This window comes from Stenotrophomonas sp. STEN046 (assembly GCF_056759755.1).
The window spans coordinates 18873-37483 of sequence record NZ_JBRRDR010000010.1; the positions used below are offsets into that span (position 1 = coordinate 18873).

General features: G+C 66.7%; 20 protein-coding genes. 10 read left to right on the plus strand and 10 right to left on the minus strand.

Annotation, left to right across the window (positions count from 1 at the left end):
* Positions 1-2 precede the first annotated feature (2 nt).
* Positions 3-1034 carry a LacI family DNA-binding transcriptional regulator gene (locus tag ACVOLJ_RS07085; RefSeq protein WP_475277686.1) on the minus strand — a complete coding sequence of 344 codons (1032 nt, stop codon included), beginning with the start codon at positions 1032-1034 and terminating at the stop codon, positions 3-5.
* Between the two features lie 271 nt (positions 1035-1305).
* Here ACVOLJ_RS07085 and ACVOLJ_RS07090 point away from each other — a divergent pair, with 271 nt between their 5' ends.
* From ACVOLJ_RS07090 to ACVOLJ_RS07110, 5 genes are all read left to right on the plus strand, one after another.
* Complete coding sequence (locus ACVOLJ_RS07090) at positions 1306-1887, plus strand: single-stranded DNA-binding protein (RefSeq protein WP_481563788.1); 582 nt, start codon at positions 1306-1308, stop codon at positions 1885-1887.
* A gap of 201 nt (positions 1888-2088) precedes the next feature.
* Positions 2089-2985, plus strand: coding sequence for a hydroxypyruvate isomerase family protein (locus ACVOLJ_RS07095; protein WP_481563789.1), 897 nt, complete (start codon positions 2089-2091; stop codon positions 2983-2985).
* Between the two features lie 27 nt (positions 2986-3012).
* Complete coding sequence (locus tag ACVOLJ_RS07100) at positions 3013-4698, plus strand: GMC oxidoreductase (protein ID WP_475277689.1); 1686 nt, start codon at positions 3013-3015, stop codon at positions 4696-4698.
* Entirely contained in the window at positions 4698-5273 is a 576-nt protein-coding gene (locus ACVOLJ_RS07105; protein WP_481563790.1) for a gluconate 2-dehydrogenase subunit 3 family protein, read from the plus strand. Before ACVOLJ_RS07100 ends, ACVOLJ_RS07105 begins: the two co-directional genes overlap by 1 nt.
* Before the next feature lie 14 nt (positions 5274-5287).
* The gene (locus ACVOLJ_RS07110; protein WP_481563791.1) at positions 5288-6031 is read left to right on the plus strand and encodes a 3-keto-disaccharide hydrolase; all 744 of its coding nucleotides are present in this window, start codon (positions 5288-5290) and stop codon (positions 6029-6031) included.
* Positions 6032-6041: 10 nt separating this feature from the next.
* Here ACVOLJ_RS07110 and ACVOLJ_RS07115 read toward each other — a convergent pair whose 3' ends face one another.
* The 5 genes from ACVOLJ_RS07115 to ACVOLJ_RS07135 are packed head-to-tail and all read right to left on the minus strand — an operon-like array spanning position 6042 to position 10677.
* Positions 6042-6338: a c-type cytochrome gene (locus tag ACVOLJ_RS07115; protein WP_475277692.1), complete on the minus strand. Its 297-nt coding sequence runs from the start codon at positions 6336-6338 to the stop codon at positions 6042-6044.
* An 18-nt stretch (positions 6339-6356) separates the two neighbouring features.
* On the minus strand, positions 6357-7223 hold the full coding sequence (locus ACVOLJ_RS07120; RefSeq protein WP_481563792.1) for a sugar phosphate isomerase/epimerase family protein: 867 nt from the start codon (positions 7221-7223) through the stop codon (positions 6357-6359).
* A gap of 19 nt (positions 7224-7242) precedes the next feature.
* Positions 7243-8367 carry a Gfo/Idh/MocA family protein gene (locus ACVOLJ_RS07125; RefSeq protein ID WP_481563793.1) on the minus strand — a complete coding sequence of 375 codons (1125 nt, stop codon included), beginning with the start codon at positions 8365-8367 and terminating at the stop codon, positions 7243-7245.
* A gap of 12 nt (positions 8368-8379) precedes the next feature.
* Positions 8380-9597 (minus strand): nucleoside permease, encoded by a 1218-nt coding sequence (locus tag ACVOLJ_RS07130; protein WP_481563794.1) that lies wholly within the window; start codon positions 9595-9597, stop codon positions 8380-8382.
* 27 nt (positions 9598-9624) lie between these two features.
* Complete coding sequence (locus ACVOLJ_RS07135) at positions 9625-10677, minus strand: sugar phosphate isomerase/epimerase family protein (RefSeq protein ID WP_481563795.1); 1053 nt, start codon at positions 10675-10677, stop codon at positions 9625-9627.
* Between the two features lie 95 nt (positions 10678-10772).
* On the opposite strand from ACVOLJ_RS07135, the gene ACVOLJ_RS07140 reads away from it, so the two are divergent.
* Positions 10773-11780, plus strand: a complete 1008-nt coding sequence (locus tag ACVOLJ_RS07140; protein ID WP_475277697.1) for a LacI family DNA-binding transcriptional regulator — start codon at positions 10773-10775, stop codon at positions 11778-11780.
* A gap of 8 nt (positions 11781-11788) precedes the next feature.
* Here ACVOLJ_RS07140 and arsB read toward each other — a convergent pair whose 3' ends face one another.
* Genes arsB through ACVOLJ_RS07155 form a run of 3 tightly spaced genes read right to left on the minus strand, consistent with a single transcriptional unit; the run spans position 11789 to position 13677 of the window.
* Positions 11789-12811 (minus strand): ACR3 family arsenite efflux transporter, encoded by a 1023-nt coding sequence (gene arsB, locus ACVOLJ_RS07145; protein ID WP_475277698.1) that lies wholly within the window; start codon positions 12809-12811, stop codon positions 11789-11791.
* A gap of 13 nt (positions 12812-12824) precedes the next feature.
* On the minus strand, positions 12825-13331 hold the full coding sequence (locus tag ACVOLJ_RS07150) for an arsenate reductase ArsC (protein WP_475277699.1): 507 nt from the start codon (positions 13329-13331) through the stop codon (positions 12825-12827).
* Between the two features lie 16 nt (positions 13332-13347).
* Complete coding sequence (locus ACVOLJ_RS07155; RefSeq protein ID WP_475277700.1) at positions 13348-13677, minus strand: ArsR/SmtB family transcription factor; 330 nt, start codon at positions 13675-13677, stop codon at positions 13348-13350.
* 17 nt (positions 13678-13694) lie between these two features.
* On the opposite strand from ACVOLJ_RS07155, the gene arsH reads away from it, so the two are divergent.
* A complete protein-coding gene (gene arsH / locus ACVOLJ_RS07160; protein WP_481563796.1) occupies positions 13695-14426 on the plus strand; it encodes an arsenical resistance protein ArsH in 732 nt (243 codons plus the stop codon).
* Here the strand turns inward: arsH and ACVOLJ_RS07165 are convergent.
* Complete coding sequence (locus tag ACVOLJ_RS07165) at positions 14403-14993, minus strand: TetR/AcrR family transcriptional regulator (RefSeq protein WP_475277702.1); 591 nt, start codon at positions 14991-14993, stop codon at positions 14403-14405. The genes arsH and ACVOLJ_RS07165 overlap by 24 nt on opposite strands.
* Positions 14994-15038: 45 nt before the next feature.
* Here ACVOLJ_RS07165 and ACVOLJ_RS07170 point away from each other — a divergent pair, with 45 nt between their 5' ends.
* From ACVOLJ_RS07170 to ACVOLJ_RS07180, 3 genes are all read left to right on the plus strand, one after another.
* The gene (locus tag ACVOLJ_RS07170) at positions 15039-15584 is read left to right on the plus strand and encodes a dihydrofolate reductase family protein (RefSeq protein ID WP_475277703.1); all 546 of its coding nucleotides are present in this window, start codon (positions 15039-15041) and stop codon (positions 15582-15584) included.
* Between the two features lie 110 nt (positions 15585-15694).
* Positions 15695-16720 (plus strand): AI-2E family transporter, encoded by a 1026-nt coding sequence (locus ACVOLJ_RS07175; protein WP_475277704.1) that lies wholly within the window; start codon positions 15695-15697, stop codon positions 16718-16720.
* Positions 16721-16775: 55 nt separating this feature from the next.
* Entirely contained in the window at positions 16776-18518 is a 1743-nt protein-coding gene (locus ACVOLJ_RS07180) for a GGDEF domain-containing protein (protein ID WP_481563797.1), read from the plus strand.
* The last annotated feature ends 93 nt before the right edge of the window (positions 18519-18611 follow it).

Sequence of the window (18611 nt, forward strand, 5' to 3'; positions counted from 1 at the left end):
GGCTAGGCGCGCAGCGACGATTCGCGCACCACCAGTTTCACCGGGATGCTCTGGCTTTCCACCGGCTGCCGGCCGATCGATGCCAGCAGCTTTTCGACCAGCAGCTGCCCGGCCTGCTTGGTGTCCTGCTGCACGGTGGTCAGTGCCGGCGATACCGACGCGGCCAGCGGAATGTCATCGAAACCGGTGACCGCCACATCCTGCGGAACGCGCAGGCCGCACTCGCGCAACGCGCGGATCGCACCGATGGCGATCAGGTCGCTGGCCGCGCAGATCGCATCGATCGGCTCGCCACGGGCCAGCAGCGCCAGGCACGCCTCCTGGCCAGAGGCTTCGGTGGTGATGGCATCGTGCTGCAGCGCCGGGTCGGCGGCCAGGCCATGGGTGCGCAGCGCTTCGACGTGGCCGCGGTAGCGCTCTTCGAATTCCGGGTAGTGGCTCGACGCATGGCCGAGGAAGGCGATGCGGCGACAGCCCTGGCCCAGCAGGTGGGTGGTGATGTCATGCCCGCCCTGGAAATTGTCGCTGCCGATCGATACGCCGGGCTGGCCGGGCAGGGCCGCGCCCCAGCGCACGAAATGGGTGCCCTGTTCGACCAGCCGCTGCAGCCGGTCGCGCGACTCGTGGTAGTCGCCGTAACCCAGCAGGATGATGCCGTCGGCCTTGTTGCTGTCCTCGTAGTCGGCCTGCCAGTCGGTGGACAGCTGCTGGAACGACACCAGCAGATCCTGGCCGTGCAGGGCGCAGGCGCGGGTGATCGAGCCCAGCATCGAGTGGAAGAACGGGTTGATCAGCGAGTCGTCGTTGGTCGGGTCCTCGAAGAACAGCAGGGCGAGGGTGCCGGCGTTGCGCAGGCGCAGGCTGGAGGCGTTCTTGTCGACCTTGTAGTTCAGCTCGCGGGCGATGCGCAGGATGCGCTCGCGGGTTTCGGCGTTGACCATCGGGCTGCCGCGCAGGGCCCGCGACACCGTGGGCTGGGAGACCCCGGCCAGGTGGGCGATGTCCAGGGAGGTGGCTTTGCCTTTGATGGTCATGCGGGAGCTGCTGGAGAAGGACCCCGGGATGATGCCATGGGCGGGCAGGGGAACGACCGGCGCCCGTGCAGGTCCCTTGCGACACTAGGTGAGAGGCGGATTCCGGAGCACGCCAAGGGCTTGCCTGACGAGGCGCGGCGCGGCGGCAATGGTAAGATGCCCCGTTCTCGCATTCCCCCAAATTCACCGGGGGCGGCCCCTGCGCACTGCCCCCCGCCCGGGGGACGTGATATCACTGGCGGCCTGCCCCGGACAACGGAAGAACCCATCTATGGCGCGCGGCATCAATAAAGTCATCCTGGTCGGCAACCTCGGTAACGACCCGGACGTGAAGTACACCCAAGGCGGCATGGCGATCACCCGCATCAGCCTGGCCACCACCAGCGTCCGCAAGGACAAGGATGGCAACCAGCAGGAGCGCACCGAATGGCACCGCGTGGTGTTCTTCGGCAAGCTCGGCGAGATTGCCGGCGAGTACCTGCGCAAGGGCAGCTCGGTGTATGTCGAAGGCAGCCTGCGTTACGACAAGTACACCGGCCAGGACGGCGTGGAGAAGTACTCCACCGACATCATTGCCGACGAGATGCAGATGCTGGGCGGCCGCGGTGAAGGCGGTGGCGGCGGCGGTGGCGGTGGCGGCAACTACGGCGGCGGTGAGCGCCCGCAGCGCCAGCAGGCGCCGCGCCAGGAGTACGGCGGCGGTGGCGGTGGTGGCGGCAACCCGCGCGGTGGCCAGGGTGGCGGTTACGGCAACCAGGGCGGTGGCTACGGCAACCAGGGTGGCAACCAGCGCCCGCAGCCGCAGCAGGCGCCGCCGATGGACGACTTTGCCGACGACGATATTCCGTTCTGATCGAACGCGCGTTCGCAGCACAAAAGAAAGCCCCGCCGATGCGGGGCTTTTCTTTTTTCGGGATTCCTGCATGGTTGTGCCTCGCAGCATCGGTTTTCGTGCACCGCGACTTGCAAAAAGACAATTTCCTCCCCTATGGTGCAATCGATTGCATTGCTGTGAATCGTTGCGTTTGATACCGGTTGGGAGGCCGGCAGGTGGATGTCCATCCATTCGATCAGACCGGCCCCGGCGACGGGCCTCACGCGGCGCGATGCGCTGCGTCTCGCGGTTGCCGGCAGCATTGGCCTGGGGGCGGCAGGTGTACTCCCCGCATTCGCCGCCGCCGCACCGCTCAAGGGCAACCTGAAGCATTCCGTCGCGCGCTGGACCTTCCCGCAGCTGTCGGTCGCCCAGCTCTGCACGACGGTGAAGGACATCGGTTTTGCCGCGATCGACCTGGTGGGCGCGGAGGACTGGCCGACCTTGAAAGCCCATGGCGTCTACAGCGCGATGTGCAACGGCGCGGAGCTCGGCCTCACCAAAGGCTTTGCCGGCCGCCAGTTCCATGACCAGCTGGTGGAACGCTACACACGGCACATTGATCTGGTCGCCGATGCCGGCTATCGCAACCTCATCTGTTTTTCCGGCAACCGCAACGGCATGGACTCCCGGGAAGGCCTGGCCAATGCCGAGGCCGGACTCAAGCGCATCCTCGGGCATGCCGAGAAGCGCGGGGTGGTGCTGGTGATGGAGCTGCTGAACTCCAGGGTCGATCACCACGACTACCTGTGCGATCACTCCGCATGGGGCGTCGAGCTGTGCCAGCGGCTCGGTTCGGACAACTTCGGTCTGCTCTACGACATCTACCACATGCAGATCATGGAGGGCGACATCATCGCCACCATCGGCAAGCATCACGCCTGCTTCAAGCATTACCACACTGCAGGCGTGCCCGGCCGGCACGAGATCGGGGATCAGCAGGAACTGAACTATCCGGCCATCTGTCGTGCGATCCGCGACACCGGTTTCGATGGGTATCTGGCGCAGGAATTCATGCCTGCAGCGCCTGATCCCGTCGGCTCGCTGCGCGAGGCGATCCGCCTCTGCGACGTCTGAAACGATATCCACCTAGGTGAAGTACCCATGGCAGACAATCATTACGACGCCATCGTCGTTGGCTCGGGAATCAGTGGCGGTTGGGCGGCGAAGGAACTGACCGAGAAGGGCCTGAAGGTCCTGATGCTCGAACGCGGCCGCAACATCGAACACGTCAAGGACTACGTCAATGCGATGAAGGAACCGTGGGATTTCCCGCACCGCAACCGGCCCACACAGGCGATGAAGGCCGCCTTCCCGGTGTTGATGCGCGACTACGCGCTGGCCGAGAACCTGGAAGGAATGTGGGCCAACGAACAGGACTCGCCCTACATCGAGACCAAACGATTCGATTGGTTCCGCGGCTATCACGTCGGCGGCCGCTCATTGATGTGGGGCCGGCAGAGCTATCGCTTCTCCGACCTGGATTTCGAAGCCAACCTCAAGGACGGTATCGCGACCGACTGGCCCATCCGCTACGCCGATATCGCGCCGTGGTACGACCATGTGGAAAAATTCGCCGGCATTGCTGGTACGCGCGAAGGGCTGGACGTGTTGCCGGATGGCGAGTTCCTGCCGCCGATCCCGTTGAACATCGTCGAGAAGGACGTGGCCGCGCGGATCAAGAAGGCCTTCGGCGGCACCCGGCACATGATCCACTCGCGCACCGCCAACATTACGCAGCCCCTGCCCGAACAGGGCCGCGTCAACTGCCAGTACCGCAACAAGTGCATCCTGGGCTGTCCCTTCGGTGCGTACTTCTCGACCCAGTCGGCCACGCTGCCGGCCGCCATGAAGACCGGCAACCTGACGTTGCGGCCGTTCTCGATCGTCAAGGAAGTGCTCTACGACAAGGACCGCAAGCGCGCGCGGGGCGTGGAGATCATCGACGCCGAGACGGGGGAGACCTACCAGTACACGGCCAAGGTGATCTTCCTCAACGCGTCCTCCTTCAACTCGACCTGGCTGCTGATGAACTCGGCCACCGATGTATGGGAAGGCGGGCTGGGCTCTTCGTCCGGCGAGCTCGGGCACAACGTGATGGACCATCACTTCGGTGCAGGTGCCTCCGGCCGCGTCGAAGGCTATGACGACAAGTACTACTTCGGTCGTCGTCCCTGCGGCTTCTATATTCCCCGCTTCCGCAACGTCGCGGCGGACAAGCGCGGCTACCTGCGCGGGTTCGGCTACCAGGGCGGTGCCAGCCGCAGCGGGTGGTCGCGCGAGATCGCCGAGCTGAACATCGGTGCCGACCTGAAAGAGGCGCTGACCGTGCCGGGTGACTGGCGCATCGGCATGACCGGATTCGGCGAAATGCTGCCGCACCACGACAACACGATCCGCCTGGACCGGGAGCGCAAGGACAAGTGGGGGTTGCCGGTGCTGGCGATGGACGTTGCAATGCGCGCCAATGAAAAGGCCATGCGCAAGGACATGGCGGCCGATGCCGCCGAGATGCTGGAGGCCGCCGGTGTCAAGGATGTGGAGATGCACGACAACGACTATGCCCCGGGCAAGGGCATCCATGAAATGGGGACCGCACGCATGGGGCGTGATCGGAAAAGCTCGGTGCTGAACCAGCACAACCAGGTCTGGGATGCGCCCAACGTGTATGTGACCGATGGTGCCTGCATGACCTCCAGCGCCTGCGTGAATCCCTCACTGACCTACATGGCGCTGACGGCCCGGGCCGCCGACCATGCGGTGCGTGAACTGAAAGCGGGGAACCTCTGATGGATCGCCGCGAACTGCTGAAGATGATCTTCGCTGCCACAGGCGCGGCCATGGTCGGCCTGCCCGCGCTTGCCCAGGGGCAGGCACCTGCGACGGCGGCGAAGAACCTGTTCTCCGCGCTCGATGTGGGCATGCTGGACGAGATCGCCGACACCATCCTGCCGCGGACGAAGACACCGGGGGCGAAGGATGCAGGCGCCGGGGTGTTCATGGCGCAGTTTGTCACCGACTGCTACACCGCCCGGCAGCAGGCAACGTTCCGCGCCGGGCTGACCGCTATCGACAAGCGTGCCGGCGGCCGCTTCGTATCGCTCGCCGCGCCGGCCCGTGCCGAACTGCTGCGCGCGCTGGATGCAGAGGCAAAAGCACACACGGTCGAGGTGACCGAGACCGGTACCGCCGAGGAAGGGGAAGCCATGCCGCACTACTTCACGATGATCAAGCAGTTGGCCATCTTCGGCTTCTTCACATCGAAGGTCGGCGCGACCGAAGTGCTGCGGTACGTCGCCGTGCCGGGTCGTTATGACGGCGATCTGGCCTATGTTCCCGGCACGCCTGCGTGGGGGACCGGCTGATGGAGCGCTCCCTGATGATCAGGCCGCTGTTGATGGCGGCCGGCATGCTGGCGGCGGCACCGCTGCTCGCACAGGCCGGCACCGACCCCGCGCGCGATCCGGCGAAGACGGAAGTGTGGACCCCGCTGCCCGCCAGCGTGGCCACGCCTGCAGGCGGCGCGCCCTCCGATGCGGTCGTGCTGTTCGATGGCAAGGACGTGTCCGCATGGGAGTCTGAGCAGGGCGGACGCGTACCCTGGCGCGTTTCCGATGGCGCGCTCACGGTGGTTCCGGGCAGCAAGGGCATTCGCACCACGCAGCGCTTCTGCGATATCCAGCTGCATGTCGAGTGGCGCACGCCCACCGACACGAAGGGCTTTGATGGTCAGAACCGGGGCAACAGCGGCATCTTCCTGCAGGAGCTGTACGAGCTGCAGGTGCTCGACAGCTACAACAACCCGACCTATGCCAACGGCCAGGCGGGCTCGATCTACAAGCAGGCCATGCCGCTGGTGAATGCCTCGCGCGCACCGGGGCAGTGGCAGGCCTACGACATCCTGTGGAAGGCACCGCGTTTCTCGCCGGGCGGCGGGCTCCTCTCGCCCGCCCGCATCACCGTCCTGCACAACGGTGTGCTGGTGCAGAACGACACCGTGCTGGCGGGCAGGACCGAGTACATCGGCGCGCCTTCGTACGCGCCACACGGGTGCGCGCCGATCTACCTGCAGGAGCATGATTCCAGGGTCAGCTACCGCAACATCTGGGTGCGCGAACTGTAATGCCGACCTGTTACTTGGCCAGGTAGCTGGCGATGTCGGCGATCTCCTGCTGCGACAGCTGGGGGAAGGGCGGCATCAATCCGCCGCCCTTGCTGATCTTGTCCTTGATCTGCGCCGGCTGCAGCCGCTTGTTGATGTCGGTGAGTGCGGGAAATGCCCCCGGCATGCCCGCACGATCGGCGCCGTGGCAGGCCGTGCAGTTCGCGGTGTAGAGCTTGGCACCCGCGGCAGGATCGTCCTTGCACCATGCTGCTGTCGCAAGGCTCATGCCGCCCAGGGCCACGGCGATTGCCAGAATCGTTTTCATGCGGGGCTCCTTCACGCGTCAGCGTTGTGCGCCGGCGGGCACAGTGGGTTTCAGATGTTCACGCAGGTAGTCCGCGCCGGTCTGGATGACCTTGGCCGGATCGCGTGGCTGGTCGTGCTCGACGATGAACCACTGCACGCCGGCAGCGGCCGCGGCAGGCAGGATCGCGTTCCAATCCAGTACGCCCTGGCCCACGGCGGCGAAGCCGCCTTCGTCTTCAGCCTGGCCCTGCGGCGCATTGTCCTTGGCATGCACTGCGAACACATGGCCCCGCAGTTTTCCCAGCATCACCGCCGGGTCCAGGCCTGCACGCGCGACCCAGGCCAGATCCAGTTCGGTCTGCAGGTCGGGGCCGGCGGCGGCGAACAGCAGTTCCAGGCCGGTCTTGCCGTTGAAGTCGACCAGCTCGAAGTCATGGTTGTGGTAGGCCAGGCGCATGCCCTTGGCCCGCACCTGCCGGGCGATACCGCCCAGTTCCTGGCCCAGCGCGGTCCAGCCCGCGGCATCGGTCGGCCGATCCTTCGCGTCCAGGTAAGGCACCACCAGCGTCGTGTTGCCGATCGACCGGTTGAAGGCCACGACGCGGTCCAGGTCCTTGTGCAGATCGGCCAGTGCGACATGCGATGAGATCGCCTTGATTGAATACCGGTCCAGCAGCTGCTTGAGTTCCGCAGCGCTGGTGTTCTGCGTGCCAACCGTTTCCACCGCGTGCACGCCTGCGTCATGGACGATCTTCAACTGCTGGTCGAGCGAGCCGGCGTTGCGCAGCGTATACATCTGCACCGCGATGGGGGGTTGCGGGCCGGCGGCGTCGCGCGCGAAGGCGGGCAGGGCAGCCAGCAACAGCAGGGCCAGGGCCGCCGTTCTGCGAGCAGGGGTAGTCATCAACAGATCCTCCCGGTGTTCAAGCGATGGGGGTCCAGGCGCGGGTCCTGGCCGATGCAACGACGTGATCGACGATCCGCGCAGAGCGCAGCCCGTCTTCGAATGTGGGCAGGCCCTGCGGCTGCACGCCTTCAATGGCGCGATAGGTGTCGGCGACAAACGCTTCGAAGCACTGGGCGTAGCCCTGCGCGTGCCCGGCCGGCAGCACCGACAGCCGGCGTTGTTCGGCACTGCCGGCGCCGGGCCCGCGCACGAAGATTTCCTCGCGCTGGTCGGGCAGGCCGATCCACAGCCGCTCGGGGTCTTCCTGGTTGAATGCAACGCTGGCCTTGGCGCCATCGATCTCGAACCAGAGGCGATTGCGGCGTCCCGCCGATACCTGGCTGACCGTCAGCGACGCCAGCGTGCCGGCGCCGGTACGGAACATCGCCGCCGCCACGTCCTCGCTGGTCACCGCCTGCATCGTGCTGCCCGCCGTCGGCGTGGTGAAACTCTGTCCGCCGAGGGCGCCGCGTTCGGCGATCACGGTATCGAACGCCGCGCTGACCTCGGTGAAGCGCTCGCCGCTGACCCATTCCACCAGGTCGCACCAGTGCGAGCCGATGTCGGCGAACACGCGCGATGCGCCACCCAGCGCCGGGTCCACGCGCCAGTTGTTGCTGGCAGGGTCGAGCAGCCAGTCCTGCAGGTAGCTGCCGTGGATAAGGTGCAACGGTCCCAGCTCACCCTGCGCGATGCGTGCGCGTGCCTCGCGCACCACCGGGTGGTAGCGGTAGACGAAGGGCACCGTGCCGACCAGCCCGGTCGAGGCGGCCAATGCTGCAAGGGCCTGTGCATCGTCCAGCGTGGTGGCCAGCGGCTTCTCGCAGATCACGTGCTTGCCGGCCCGCAACGCGACTTCCGCCATGGGGCGATGCAGATGGTTGGGTGTGCAGATATGCACGACCTGTACCTGCGGATCGGCGACCACCTCCTCGATGTTCCGATAGGCGCGCGGAACGTTCCACGACTGCGCGGCTTCACGTGCGCGCTGCGGCGACGAGGCGGCCACGCCGCGGACCGCGGCGCCGGCCAGCAGTGCCGCGCGGCGATGCACGGCACCGATCATGCCTGTGCCGACGATGGCGATTCCAAGCTTCTGCATCGGGCGGGGTCCTCAGGGCGTGGAAGGCACGGACGCGGCCACCGGCCGATCGCGGAACAACAACAGGAAAGCGATCAGCACGACCAGTGCGACGCCGGCCGGGAACAACCAGATCTTCTGCCAGTCCGGACCGGCTGCCGTGGTGTAGTGCTCCACCACCGCGCCGGACAGGAAGGTGCCGATCAGCATGCCCACGCCGTACGTGGCCAGGGTGATGAAGCCCTGTGCGCTGCTGCGCGCGGCGGGGCCGGCATGCGCATCGGTGTAGATCTGGCCGGTGACGAAGAAGAAGTCGTAGCAGATGCCGTGCAGCACGATGCCGATGACCAGCAGCGAGAAGCCGCCGCCCGCATCGCCAAAGGCGAACAGGGCATAGCGCACCACCCAGGCCGCCATGCCCACCGCCAGCATCGTCTTGACGCCAAGGCGAACGAACAGGAACGGCATGGCCAGCATCAGCAGCACTTCGGACACCTGGCCCAGCGATTGCAGGCCCGCCGCGCCGCGCACGCCCAGATCGTTGAGGTACGGGTTGGTGAAGTTGTAATAGAACGACAGCGGGATGCAGATGGCGATGGAGGCCAGGAAGAACACCAGGTAGGAGCGCGACTTCAACAGCCGCAGCGAATCCAGCCCCAGGATCTGCCCCAGCCCGGCGTCGCGCTGCTGCGCCAGCGGTGGAGTGTGCGGCAGGGTGAAGGCATACAGGCCCAGCGCCAGCGATGCCATCGCCGCCATCTGGAACGTCAATTCGAGCCGATGCGCCTGTTCCCAGCCCAGCCAGCCGATCAGCACGCCCGCCACGATCCAGCCGATGCTGCCGGCCACGCGGACCAGTGGGAACTGTTCTTCAGGCGACTGCATATGCCGCATCGCAACGCTGTTGGCCAGCGCCAGCGTCGGCATGAACAGCAGCATGTAGCCCATCACATAGGCCGAGAACATGCTGAAGGTGGTCGCGGTGGACGCCAGCCACATCAGCGCCGCGCCGGCCAGGTGCAGCACTGCGAGGATGCGCTGCGCGGCGAAGTAGCGATCGGCGATCAGGCCGACCAGGAAGGGCGCGACGATGGCGCCGATGGATTGGCTGAGGAAGGCCGTTGCGACCTGGCTGGCGCTGGCCTGCAGCGGGCCCTGCACCAGGTATGTCCCCAGGGTGACGAACCAGGCGCCCCAGATGAAGAACTGCAGAAACATCATCGCGCCCAAGCGCGACATGGCGTACGTCATGGCTTGCCCTCCCGGGGCGGTAATGGCTCAGATCCCCAGCATGCGGCGCAGTGAGTGCGGGTCCGTGCCGCTGCCGGCGAAATCATCGAAGGCGCGTTCGGTCACGCGGATGATGTGGTCGCGGATGAAGATGGCGCCCTCGCGCGCGCCGTCTTCCGGGTGCTTCAGGCAGCACTCCCACTCCAGCACCGCCCAGCCCGGGAAGTCGTACTGCGCGAGTTTCGAGAAGATCGCCTTGAAGTCGACCTGGCCGTCGCCGAGCGAACGGAACCGCCCCGGACGATCGATCCAGTCCTGGTAGCCGCCATACACGCCACTGCGCGCGCTGGCGTGATACTCGGCGTCCTTGACGTGGAAGATGCCGATGCGCGCGTGGTAGCGGTCGATGAAGCCCAGGTAGTCCATCTGCTGCAGCAGCAGATGGCTGGGGTCGTACAGGATCTTTGCGCGGGGGTGCTGATCCACCACATCGAGGAAGCGCTCGAAGGTCGCGCCGTCGTGCAGGTCCTCGCCCGGATGGATCTCGAAGCACAGGTCCACACCGCAGGCGTCGAAGGCATCCAGGATCGGGCGCCAGCGGCGGCCGAGTTCGGCGAAGGCTTCTTCCACCAGACCCGGTGGGCGCTGTGGCCAGGGATAGAAGTACGGCCAGGCCAGCGCGCCGGAGAAGGTGGCATGCGCGGTCAGCCCCAGGCGCTGGCTGGCCTTGGCCGCCAGCAGCAGCTGCTGCACCGCCCAGGCCTGGCGTGCAGCCGGATCGCCGCGCTTGTCGGCCGGCGCGAAGCCGTCGAACAGGCTGTCGTAGGCGGGATGCACGGCGACCAGTTGCCCTTGCAGATGGGTGGACAGCTCGGTGATCTGCAGGCCATGCCCGGCCAGCATGCCGGCAACGTCGTCGCAGTAGGCCTGGCTGCGTGCTGCCTCGGCAAGATCGAACAGGTGGGGCGCGCCGGTCGGTACTTGTAGGCCAGAATAGCCCAGCCCCGCGGCCCATCCGGCCAAGGTGTCCAGTCGATCAAAAGGAGGTGTGTCACCGATGAACTGCGCCAGGAACAGCGCTGGACCCTTGAGCGTTTTCAAGCGGATTCGCCTCGATGCAATCGATTGCATTACCCTAGCATGGGCCTCCCGCAGAGCCGTTGTGCACTGCACAGCGGCAGGAACGACGTAACCCCATGGCAACCATCTACGACATCGCAAAGCACGTTGGCGTTTCCGCCGGCACGGTGTCGCGTGCGCTCTCGCGGCCGGACAAGGTGCTGCCGGCCACCCGCACGCGCATCGAGCAGGCCGCCGCCGCGCTAGGCTATGTGCCCAATACCGTGGCGCGGACGCTCAAGACCCAGCGCAGCGGCAAGATCCTGGTCACCGTGCCGGATATTGCCAATCCGTTCTTCGCGCAGATCCTGCAGGGTGCCGAGGATGCCGCGCAGGCGGTCGGCTACGCCGTGTTGCTGGGCGATACCCAGCACCTGCCCGAGCGCGAGGAGCGCTATGCGCAGATGCTCCGGCGCAACGAGGCCGATGGCTTGATCGTGCTGGGGCATCGCCTGCCGCCGACCGCGCGCGAGATCGTGCAGCAGCGGGGCGCCGCCGCGCCGGTGGTCAATGGCTGCGAATTCGATCCTGCGCTGGGCATCCCCAGCGTGCACATCGACAATGCGGCCGCCGCACGCGCGGTGATGGACCACCTGTATGGATTGGGACATGAGCGCATCGCCGTGGTGGGCGGGCCGCCGGACAATCCTCTGCATCAGCAACGGATGGAAGGCGTTCGCGCCTCCGCCAAGGCGCGCGGCCGCCTGCGCCAGCTGGGCATCGTGCCGGGCGACTTTTCGCTGCAATCCGGGCATGCCGCCGCGGTGGCGCTGTTGGCCGCCGCGTCGGCACCGACCGCGATCTTCTGCTTCAGCGACCAGATGGCATTGGGTGCCCTGGCGGCCTGCCGGGATCTGGGCATCCGCGTGCCCGATGACCTGTCCATCGTCGGCTTCGACGACCTCGCATCATCCCGTTTCCTCACGCCGCCGCTGACGACCGTCCGGCAACCGATGCGCGAGATCGGTGAGCGCGCGGTCAATCTGCTGCTCGCCATCATCGAGCGTGTCGATGTGCCGCTTCAGCAGACACTGGATTTCAGCTTGATGCTGCGTGGCTCGACGGCGGTGCCTGGGCGCAGGTGAGGGACGGATCAGGCGCGCTCGTACCACCGGCGTGATGCAGTGACGATGCGCACCACCGACAACATCACCGGCACTTCGATCAGTACGCCGACCACGGTCGCCAACGCTGCACCCGAGTGCACGCCGAACAGACCGATGGCGGTGGCTACAGCGAGCTCGAAGAAATTGCTGGCGCCGATCAACGCCGAGGGCCCTGCCACGCAGTGGGCAACGCCGAGGCGACGGTTGAGCAGGTAGGCCAGACCGGCATTGAAGTAGACCTGCAGCAGGATCGGCACCGCGAGGATCGCGATGACCAGTGGCTGGCGCACGATCTGCCCGCCCTGGAAGCCGAACAGCAATACCAGCGTCAGCAGCAGCGCCAGCAACGAGAGCGGGCCGAGCCTGCCCAGGACCGATTGCAGCCCTGCTTCACCCGCACGGGCCAGCAGCCAGCGCCGCAGCAGCGCGGCAACCAGCACCGGCGCGACGATGTAGAGGACAACCGAAAGCAGCAGCGTGTCCCATGGCACGCTGATGGCGGACAGGCCGAGCAGCAGTGCGACAAGCGGTGCGTAGGCCAGCACCATGATGGTGTCGTTCAACGCGACCTGGCTGAGGGTGAAGTTGGCATCGCCGCGGCACAGGTTGCTCCACACGAACACCATCGCGGTACAGGGCGCCGCAGCCAGCAGGATCAGGCCGGCGATGTAGCTGTCGATCTGTGCAGCCGGCAGCCCGTCGGCAAAAACATGGCGCAGGAAGAACCACCCCAGCAGCGCCATCGAAAACGGTTTGACCGCCCAGTTGATGAACAGTGTGACGCCGATTCCTTTCCAGTGCTGGCCGAGCTGGCGCATGGCGCTGAAATCGACCTTCAGCAGCATCGGGATGATCATCAGCCAGATCAGCGCGGCCACTGGCAGGTTGACCTGCGCCATCTCCGCCGCTGCCAACGATGCGAAGGCGGCTGGAAGCAGGTAGCCGAGGAGGGTGCCGACCACGATGCACAGGGCGACCCACAGGGTCAGGTAGCGTTCGAACAGGTTCATGGACGTTGCAGGCTCACGCCTCGCCATCTCCCGGCTGCACGAAGCCGATCCGGTCCAGCGCACGTTGCAGCTGCCCGCGATCGGACCACGTCGCCGCGGGCAGTGCCAGCAATGCCAGCAGGCGCGTTTTGACGATGGCGTGAGCCTGCGCGAATGCATCGGCTTTGTCGGCATCGCTGCCGTTGACCGCGGCGGGGTCCGGCAGTCCCCAGTGTGCGCGCAGGAAGTTGCCAAACACCAACGGGCAGGCTTCGGCAGCGGCGGCGTCGCAGACGGTGATCACCAGGTCCATCGGTGCTGCATCGGCGAATTCGTCCCAGGACTTGCTGCGCAGGCCGGCTGTCGCGATGCCTTCGGCCTGCAACTGGCGCAGGGCAAACGGGTTGACCTCGCCGGTGGGCTGGCTGCCGGCGCTGAAGACATCGAATCGGCTGCAGGCCCACGCCCGCAGCGTGGCTTCGGCAAGAACGCTGCGGGCGGAATTGCCGGTGCAGAGAAACAGGATGCGCTGGAGGGGCACGACGATGGATCTCCGTTCAACAGGTACGGGCAGGGGAGCCGGGCCCACAGCCCGGGCCGGGTGAACCGGCACAGCAGTTGTGGGTGAGGTAGTCGATCAGGCCGGTCATGGCTCCGAAGTTGGCGCGGTAGCAGACGTTGCGTCCTTGGCTCTCGCTCTCGACCAGCCCGGCCTGCAGCAGCTCCTTCAGATGGAAGCTGAGCGTCGCCGGCGGCACCCGCAGTGCGCTGGCGATGTCGCCAGCCATGCGGCCTTCCGGGCCGGCTTCGACCAGCAGGCGAAAGGCGGCCAGACGGGTGGCGTGGCCGAGCGCGGTCAGGGCGGTGATTGCATTCATCGTTTCCATATTTCTAGAATAGTCGAATGAATGATATCGACACAACCCCGTGCCTTCCGAATCTGGCTGAAGCGTCGCTTCCCCGGCCCGACCCCGCAGTGCTTGGCGCCGTGCACGCAGATCCGCCGCGGATCCTGCTGCTATACGGTTCACTGCGCCCGCAATCGTTCAGCCGCAAGCTGACGCTGGAGGCCGAGCGCCTGCTGCGCCATCTCGGCTGCGAGACCCGGGTATTCGATCCGCACGCGCTGCCGATGCTCGACAGCGTCGGCGCCGATCATCCGGAAGTGCGCCGCCTGCGCGAGTGGTCGCAGTGGTCGCAGGGGCAGCTCTGGGTCAGTCCCGAACGCCACGGCACGGTCACCGGTGTATTCAAGAACCAGATCGACTGGTTGCCGCTGGAAGACGGCAGCGTGCGGCCGACGCAGGGCAGGACCCTGGCCGTGATGCAGGTGAGTGGCGGCTCGCAATCGTTCAATACGGTGAACACGCTGCGCGTGCTCGGGCGGTGGATGCGCATGCTGACCATCCCCAACCAGTCATCGGTGGCCAAGGCGTGGCAGGAATTCGACGAGCAGGGGCGGATGAGGCCGTCGCCGTACTACGACCGGGTAGTGGACGTGGTGGAAGAACTGGTGAAGTTCACGCTGCTGACGCGGGAGCGTTCGGCGTACCTGACCGATCGCTACAGCGAGCGCAAGGGCAGCCTGCAGGCGGCAGCGCTTGCAGTGCCTTCAGCCGCGCTTGCCACGAGGTGAGCGCTGCGGCAGCTGCAGCCCGTCGCACCAGACCTGCAGGGCGGCGCGGACCTGGTCGCGGGGCCGTCCTTCGCGGTTGAAGCCCCACCACAGCAACGTTCCCTGCCACAGGCTGGCCATCTGCACGCCCAGCCGGCCCGCGCGATCAGCATCGCTGGACAGGCGGTTGCCCAGCACCTCGGCCAGGCGTGCGCCCCAGCGCGCGCCGCGTGCGCGCAGCAGCGGGTTGCTGAAGTCCTCGCGCAGCAGCAACAGCCCGTCGCTGAGGTCACGCTCGGCGCTCGCGTCGTCGGTCAGTCGCACCAGAACATCGACCGCACCGTCTGCACCCGGTCCCGCTTCGGCATTGGCCACTTCGGTCGCATCGTCCAGCAGGTCCCAGGCGCGCAGCAGGATTGCTTCCAGCATCGCCTCGCGGTTGCCGAACCGCTGCACCAGCGTCGCTGCGGCAAGACCGGAGGCGGTGGCCGCCCTGGCGAAGGACAGGGCAGACGGGCCGTGTGACTGCAGGGCATGCAGCAGGCGGTCGAGCAGGGCGGTATCGGAGATTGTCTTGGTGCGGGCCATGGGTTTAAAGTAAATGAATGTTCGGTTATAAACAAGGCTCGACTGATGGCACGCATCCGGGGATACATCGCAAGCAGTCTGGATGGCTTCATCGCCGGGCCGGGTGACAGCCTGCAGTGGCTGTTCGATTACGCGGGCATGGACCTGGGCGAGCACGACTACGGCGTGTTCCTGCGCGGTATCCGCACGGTGGTGATGGGGCGTGCCACCTACGATTTCCTGGCCCGTGACCCATCGCCCTGGCCGTACCCACGGCAGCGGGTGATCGTGGTGACTTCGCGCGCCATCGATGCGCCCAAGGGACCGCTGCAGACGCGCAGCGACATCGATGCACTGATCACCGAACTGCGCGGGCTGGCCGACGGCGATGTCTGGATGCTCGGTGGCGGGCAACTTCAGATGGCTTTCATGGAACGCGGCGCGCTGGATGAGATCGAGGTCTACCTGATGCCCGAACTGCTGGGAGGAGGGCGCCCGCTGTTTCCGCAGACGGGTTTCCGCAGCAGTCCCACGCTGCTTGATGCCAGGGCGCTCGACCGCGGTTGCGTACGCCTGCATTACCGCCTCGGGCAGGATGCTGCCAGCGCATGAGGCGTGTGCCGGGCAGCGGCCGCCAGTGCCCGGCGTGCTAGGGGCTGAACGCGCGCGGGAGCACGCCGGGCAATCCACTACCATGGGCCACCCCACCCGGATGTGCGCCAATGTCACTTGTCCTGCCGACCCTGCCCAAGCCGCCCGTCGCACGCATCGCCGCCTGGCTGTTGATGCTGCTGGGCATGTGGCTGGCGCTGAAACTGGGATTGGTGGTGACCCTGCTGTCCGGCCTGCTGGTGTTCCAGCTGACCCACGTGCTGGCCGCCACCGTGGAAGGCAAGCTGCGCCCCGGCCGCGCGCGTGCGATTGCGGTGATCGTGCTGTCGGCGGTCATCATCAGCGCGCTGGTGCTGGCCGGTATCGGCGTGGCCTCGTTCTTCCGCAACGAGACCGGTGGCCCCGACGTGCTGCTGGCGCGGTTGATGGACATCCTCAATACCTCGCGCCACCAGGTGCCGGCGGTGCTGCAGGCATACATTCCCGAAGACCTGACCGCCCTGCGCGCGGCGGTGAACGAGTGGGCCGCCGAGCACCAGCGTCAGCTGGGCGTGGCCGGCACGTCGGTGGTGCAGGTGGGGGTACGCGTGCTGATCGGCATGGTGCTGGGCGCGATGATCGCGCTGTATGACGAACTGCCGCTGCCGAAGATGGGCCCGCTGGCGCAGGAGTTGATCGGGCGCACCAGCCGCCTGGCCACCGCGTTCCGCCAGGTGGTGTTCGCGCAGGTGAAGATCTCGCTTCTCAATACGGTGTTTACCGCCATCTTCCTGCTGGGCGTGCTGCCGCTGTTCGGGGTGCACCTGCCGCTGTCGAAGACGCTGGTGCTGATCACCTTCATCGCCGGGCTGCTGCCGGTGGTCGGCAACATCATCTCCAACACCATCATCACCATCGTGGCGCTGTCGGTGTCGTTCTATGTGGCCGTGGCCGCGCTGCTGTACCTGGTGGTGATCCACAAGCTGGAGTACTTCCTCAACGCACGCATTGTCGGCGGCGAGATCCAGGCCCGTGCCTGGGAGCTGCTGCTGGCGATGCTGGTGATGGAGGCGGCGTTCGGCCTGCCGGGGCTGGTGGCCGCACCGGTGTTCTACGCCTACGTGAAGCGCGAACTGGTGGACCAGCGCTGGATCTGAAGCAGCAGATCCGGGCCTGGCCGCTACACTGATCCACACGCCAAGGGGCAGCTGAATGGGTCGCACGGCATCGTCCATCGGGTTGCGCGCATGGGTATGGCTGCTGGCCGGTCTGTTCGTGGTGTGCACGCTGCCGTTGATGGCCATCGCGCTGGTGCAGGCGACGCAGCGCTACACCCAGGCCGACGACAACCTGATCGCCCTGCAGCAGCTGCGGCAGACCTTTGAACTGGCCAATCTGGTGTCTGCCGAACGCGGCCCTGCCAACAGCCTGCTCGGTGCCGACCCGGCCGATGCATGGGCACGCCGGCGTCTGGAAGCGCAGCTGGCCGATGCACGGCAACGCGTGGATGCCGCACTGCTGCGGTTGCAGGCCGTGTTCCAGACCGACCCGCGGGTGGTGGACGAAACACCGCGCCTGCGGGAAGCCCGGAGGCGGCTGCTGACCGCGCGCGCTGCCGTTGACCGGGTCGCCGCACTGCCGCGGGGCGAGCGCTCGGCAGAGGATGTGGAGCATGCAATCAACAGCATGTTCGCGGTGTACGACCGGCTGCAGGCACTCACATCGGTACAGATCAGCGACCTGGTCGGCGCCGGTCGTGAAGCGGCGGTTCCTGCCATGCAGGGCCAGATACTGATCGACCTGCGCGAGCATGGTGGCCGGCTGGCGTCGAACGTGATGGCGCCGATCGTGGTGCCCGGGGCGTGGCGCATGCAGCAGGTGCGCGCCGCCCAGCAGACCGAGGGGCGGCTGCTGGAGCTGTGGCGGCTGGCTGCCAGCCACGAGTCGGTGTTCCGCAGCGACCCGGAACTGGCCCTGCACTGGGAGAGGGCGCGCCGGCAGTTCTTCGGTCAATCGCTGCCGATGGTTGAACAGCTGGTCGAGGACGGCCGACGCGGCGTCACGCCGCCATGGACCGCTGCTGAATTCACCGCGCGCTACGTGCCTACGCTGCAATCGCTGGAGGCACTGCGCGATGGGTATCTGGCGGTATCGATCGCGCGCTTCCAGCAGACCCGGAACGAAGCTGCCACGCGCCTGGCCGTGCAGGCGGCCACCGCACTGGGCACGCTGCTGGTGTTGGGGCTGGCCCTGCGCATCGCCCACGTGCAGATCCTGCGGCCGCTGCTGCAGGCCCAGGCACAGGTGATCCAGATCGCCTCGGACCTGCCGGACGACGGCCAGCGGAGCAGCCATCGGATGGCCGAGATGCAGCGCCTGTTCGATGCCATAGAAGTGCTGCGTTCGAAATCGCAGCAGCGCTCGGCGTTGACCCGTGAGCTGCGCGAGCTGGCCGATACCGACCAGCTGACCGGCCTGTTGAACCGGCGCTCGCTGGAACAACAGGTGCAGCGTCGGCACGACGCAGGAAGCACGCAGGCGGTGGTGATCCTGCTGGACGTGGACCACTTCAAATCGATCAACGACGGACAGGGCCACGCGGCCGGTGATGACGTGCTGGTGCAGGTGGCACACCTGTTGCAGCGCCATCTGCGCCGCGATGACAGCATCGCCCGCTACGGTGGCGAGGAGTTCCTGGTGTTGCTGGCCGACGGCGATCTGGCCGGCGGCCGGCAGTTGGCCGAGTCGCTGCGGCAGGCGCTGCGCGGGCAGGACATCCTGCTGGGCGGCGGCGACAGCCTGCGGGTTACCGCCAGCTTCGGCGTTGCCCAGGGCACGCTCGACCCACTGGGCTGGCGCGCGCTGGTACGCGCCGCCGATGCGGCCATGTACGAGGCCAAATCGCGGGGCCGCGACCGGGTGCAGGTTGCGGCAGCGGGGCGTGCGCCACGCTGATTGTGCGGGGCGGGCCCGATGGTGGGACGGCGAATTCATCGCTGCCCCACGGCAGCTTGCCTAGACTGGCGTTTCAACCATCACAGGAATCCA

Bases quoted from the DNA above. Each gene is read 5' to 3' on its own strand.
- ACVOLJ_RS07085 (WP_475277686.1), bottom strand. From the start codon at position 1,034: ATGACCATCAAAGGCAAAGCCACCTCCCTGGACATCGCCCACCTGGCC.
- ACVOLJ_RS07090 (WP_481563788.1), top strand. From the start codon at position 1,306: ATGGCGCGCGGCATCAATAAAGTCATCCTGGTCGGCAACCTCGGTAAC.
- ACVOLJ_RS07095 (WP_481563789.1), top strand. From the start codon at position 2,089: ATGTCCATCCATTCGATCAGACCGGCCCCGGCGACGGGCCTCACGCGG.
- ACVOLJ_RS07100 (WP_475277689.1), top strand. From the start codon at position 3,013: ATGGCAGACAATCATTACGACGCCATCGTCGTTGGCTCGGGAATCAGT.
- ACVOLJ_RS07105 (WP_481563790.1), top strand. From the start codon at position 4,698: ATGGATCGCCGCGAACTGCTGAAGATGATCTTCGCTGCCACAGGCGCG.
- ACVOLJ_RS07110 (WP_481563791.1), top strand. From the start codon at position 5,288: ATGATCAGGCCGCTGTTGATGGCGGCCGGCATGCTGGCGGCGGCACCG.
- ACVOLJ_RS07115 (WP_475277692.1), bottom strand. From the start codon at position 6,338: ATGAAAACGATTCTGGCAATCGCCGTGGCCCTGGGCGGCATGAGCCTT.
- ACVOLJ_RS07120 (WP_481563792.1), bottom strand. From the start codon at position 7,223: ATGACTACCCCTGCTCGCAGAACGGCGGCCCTGGCCCTGCTGTTGCTG.
- ACVOLJ_RS07125 (WP_481563793.1), bottom strand. From the start codon at position 8,367: ATGCAGAAGCTTGGAATCGCCATCGTCGGCACAGGCATGATCGGTGCC.
- ACVOLJ_RS07130 (WP_481563794.1), bottom strand. From the start codon at position 9,597: ATGACGTACGCCATGTCGCGCTTGGGCGCGATGATGTTTCTGCAGTTC.
- ACVOLJ_RS07140 (WP_475277697.1), top strand. From the start codon at position 10,773: ATGGCAACCATCTACGACATCGCAAAGCACGTTGGCGTTTCCGCCGGC.
- arsB (WP_475277698.1), bottom strand. From the start codon at position 12,811: ATGAACCTGTTCGAACGCTACCTGACCCTGTGGGTCGCCCTGTGCATC.
- ACVOLJ_RS07155 (WP_475277700.1), bottom strand. From the start codon at position 13,677: ATGGAAACGATGAATGCAATCACCGCCCTGACCGCGCTCGGCCACGCC.
- arsH (WP_481563796.1), top strand. From the start codon at position 13,695: ATGAATGATATCGACACAACCCCGTGCCTTCCGAATCTGGCTGAAGCG.
- ACVOLJ_RS07165 (WP_475277702.1), bottom strand. From the start codon at position 14,993: ATGGCCCGCACCAAGACAATCTCCGATACCGCCCTGCTCGACCGCCTG.
- ACVOLJ_RS07170 (WP_475277703.1), top strand. From the start codon at position 15,039: ATGGCACGCATCCGGGGATACATCGCAAGCAGTCTGGATGGCTTCATC.
- ACVOLJ_RS07175 (WP_475277704.1), top strand. From the start codon at position 15,695: ATGTCACTTGTCCTGCCGACCCTGCCCAAGCCGCCCGTCGCACGCATC.
- ACVOLJ_RS07180 (WP_481563797.1), top strand. From the start codon at position 16,776: ATGGGTCGCACGGCATCGTCCATCGGGTTGCGCGCATGGGTATGGCTG.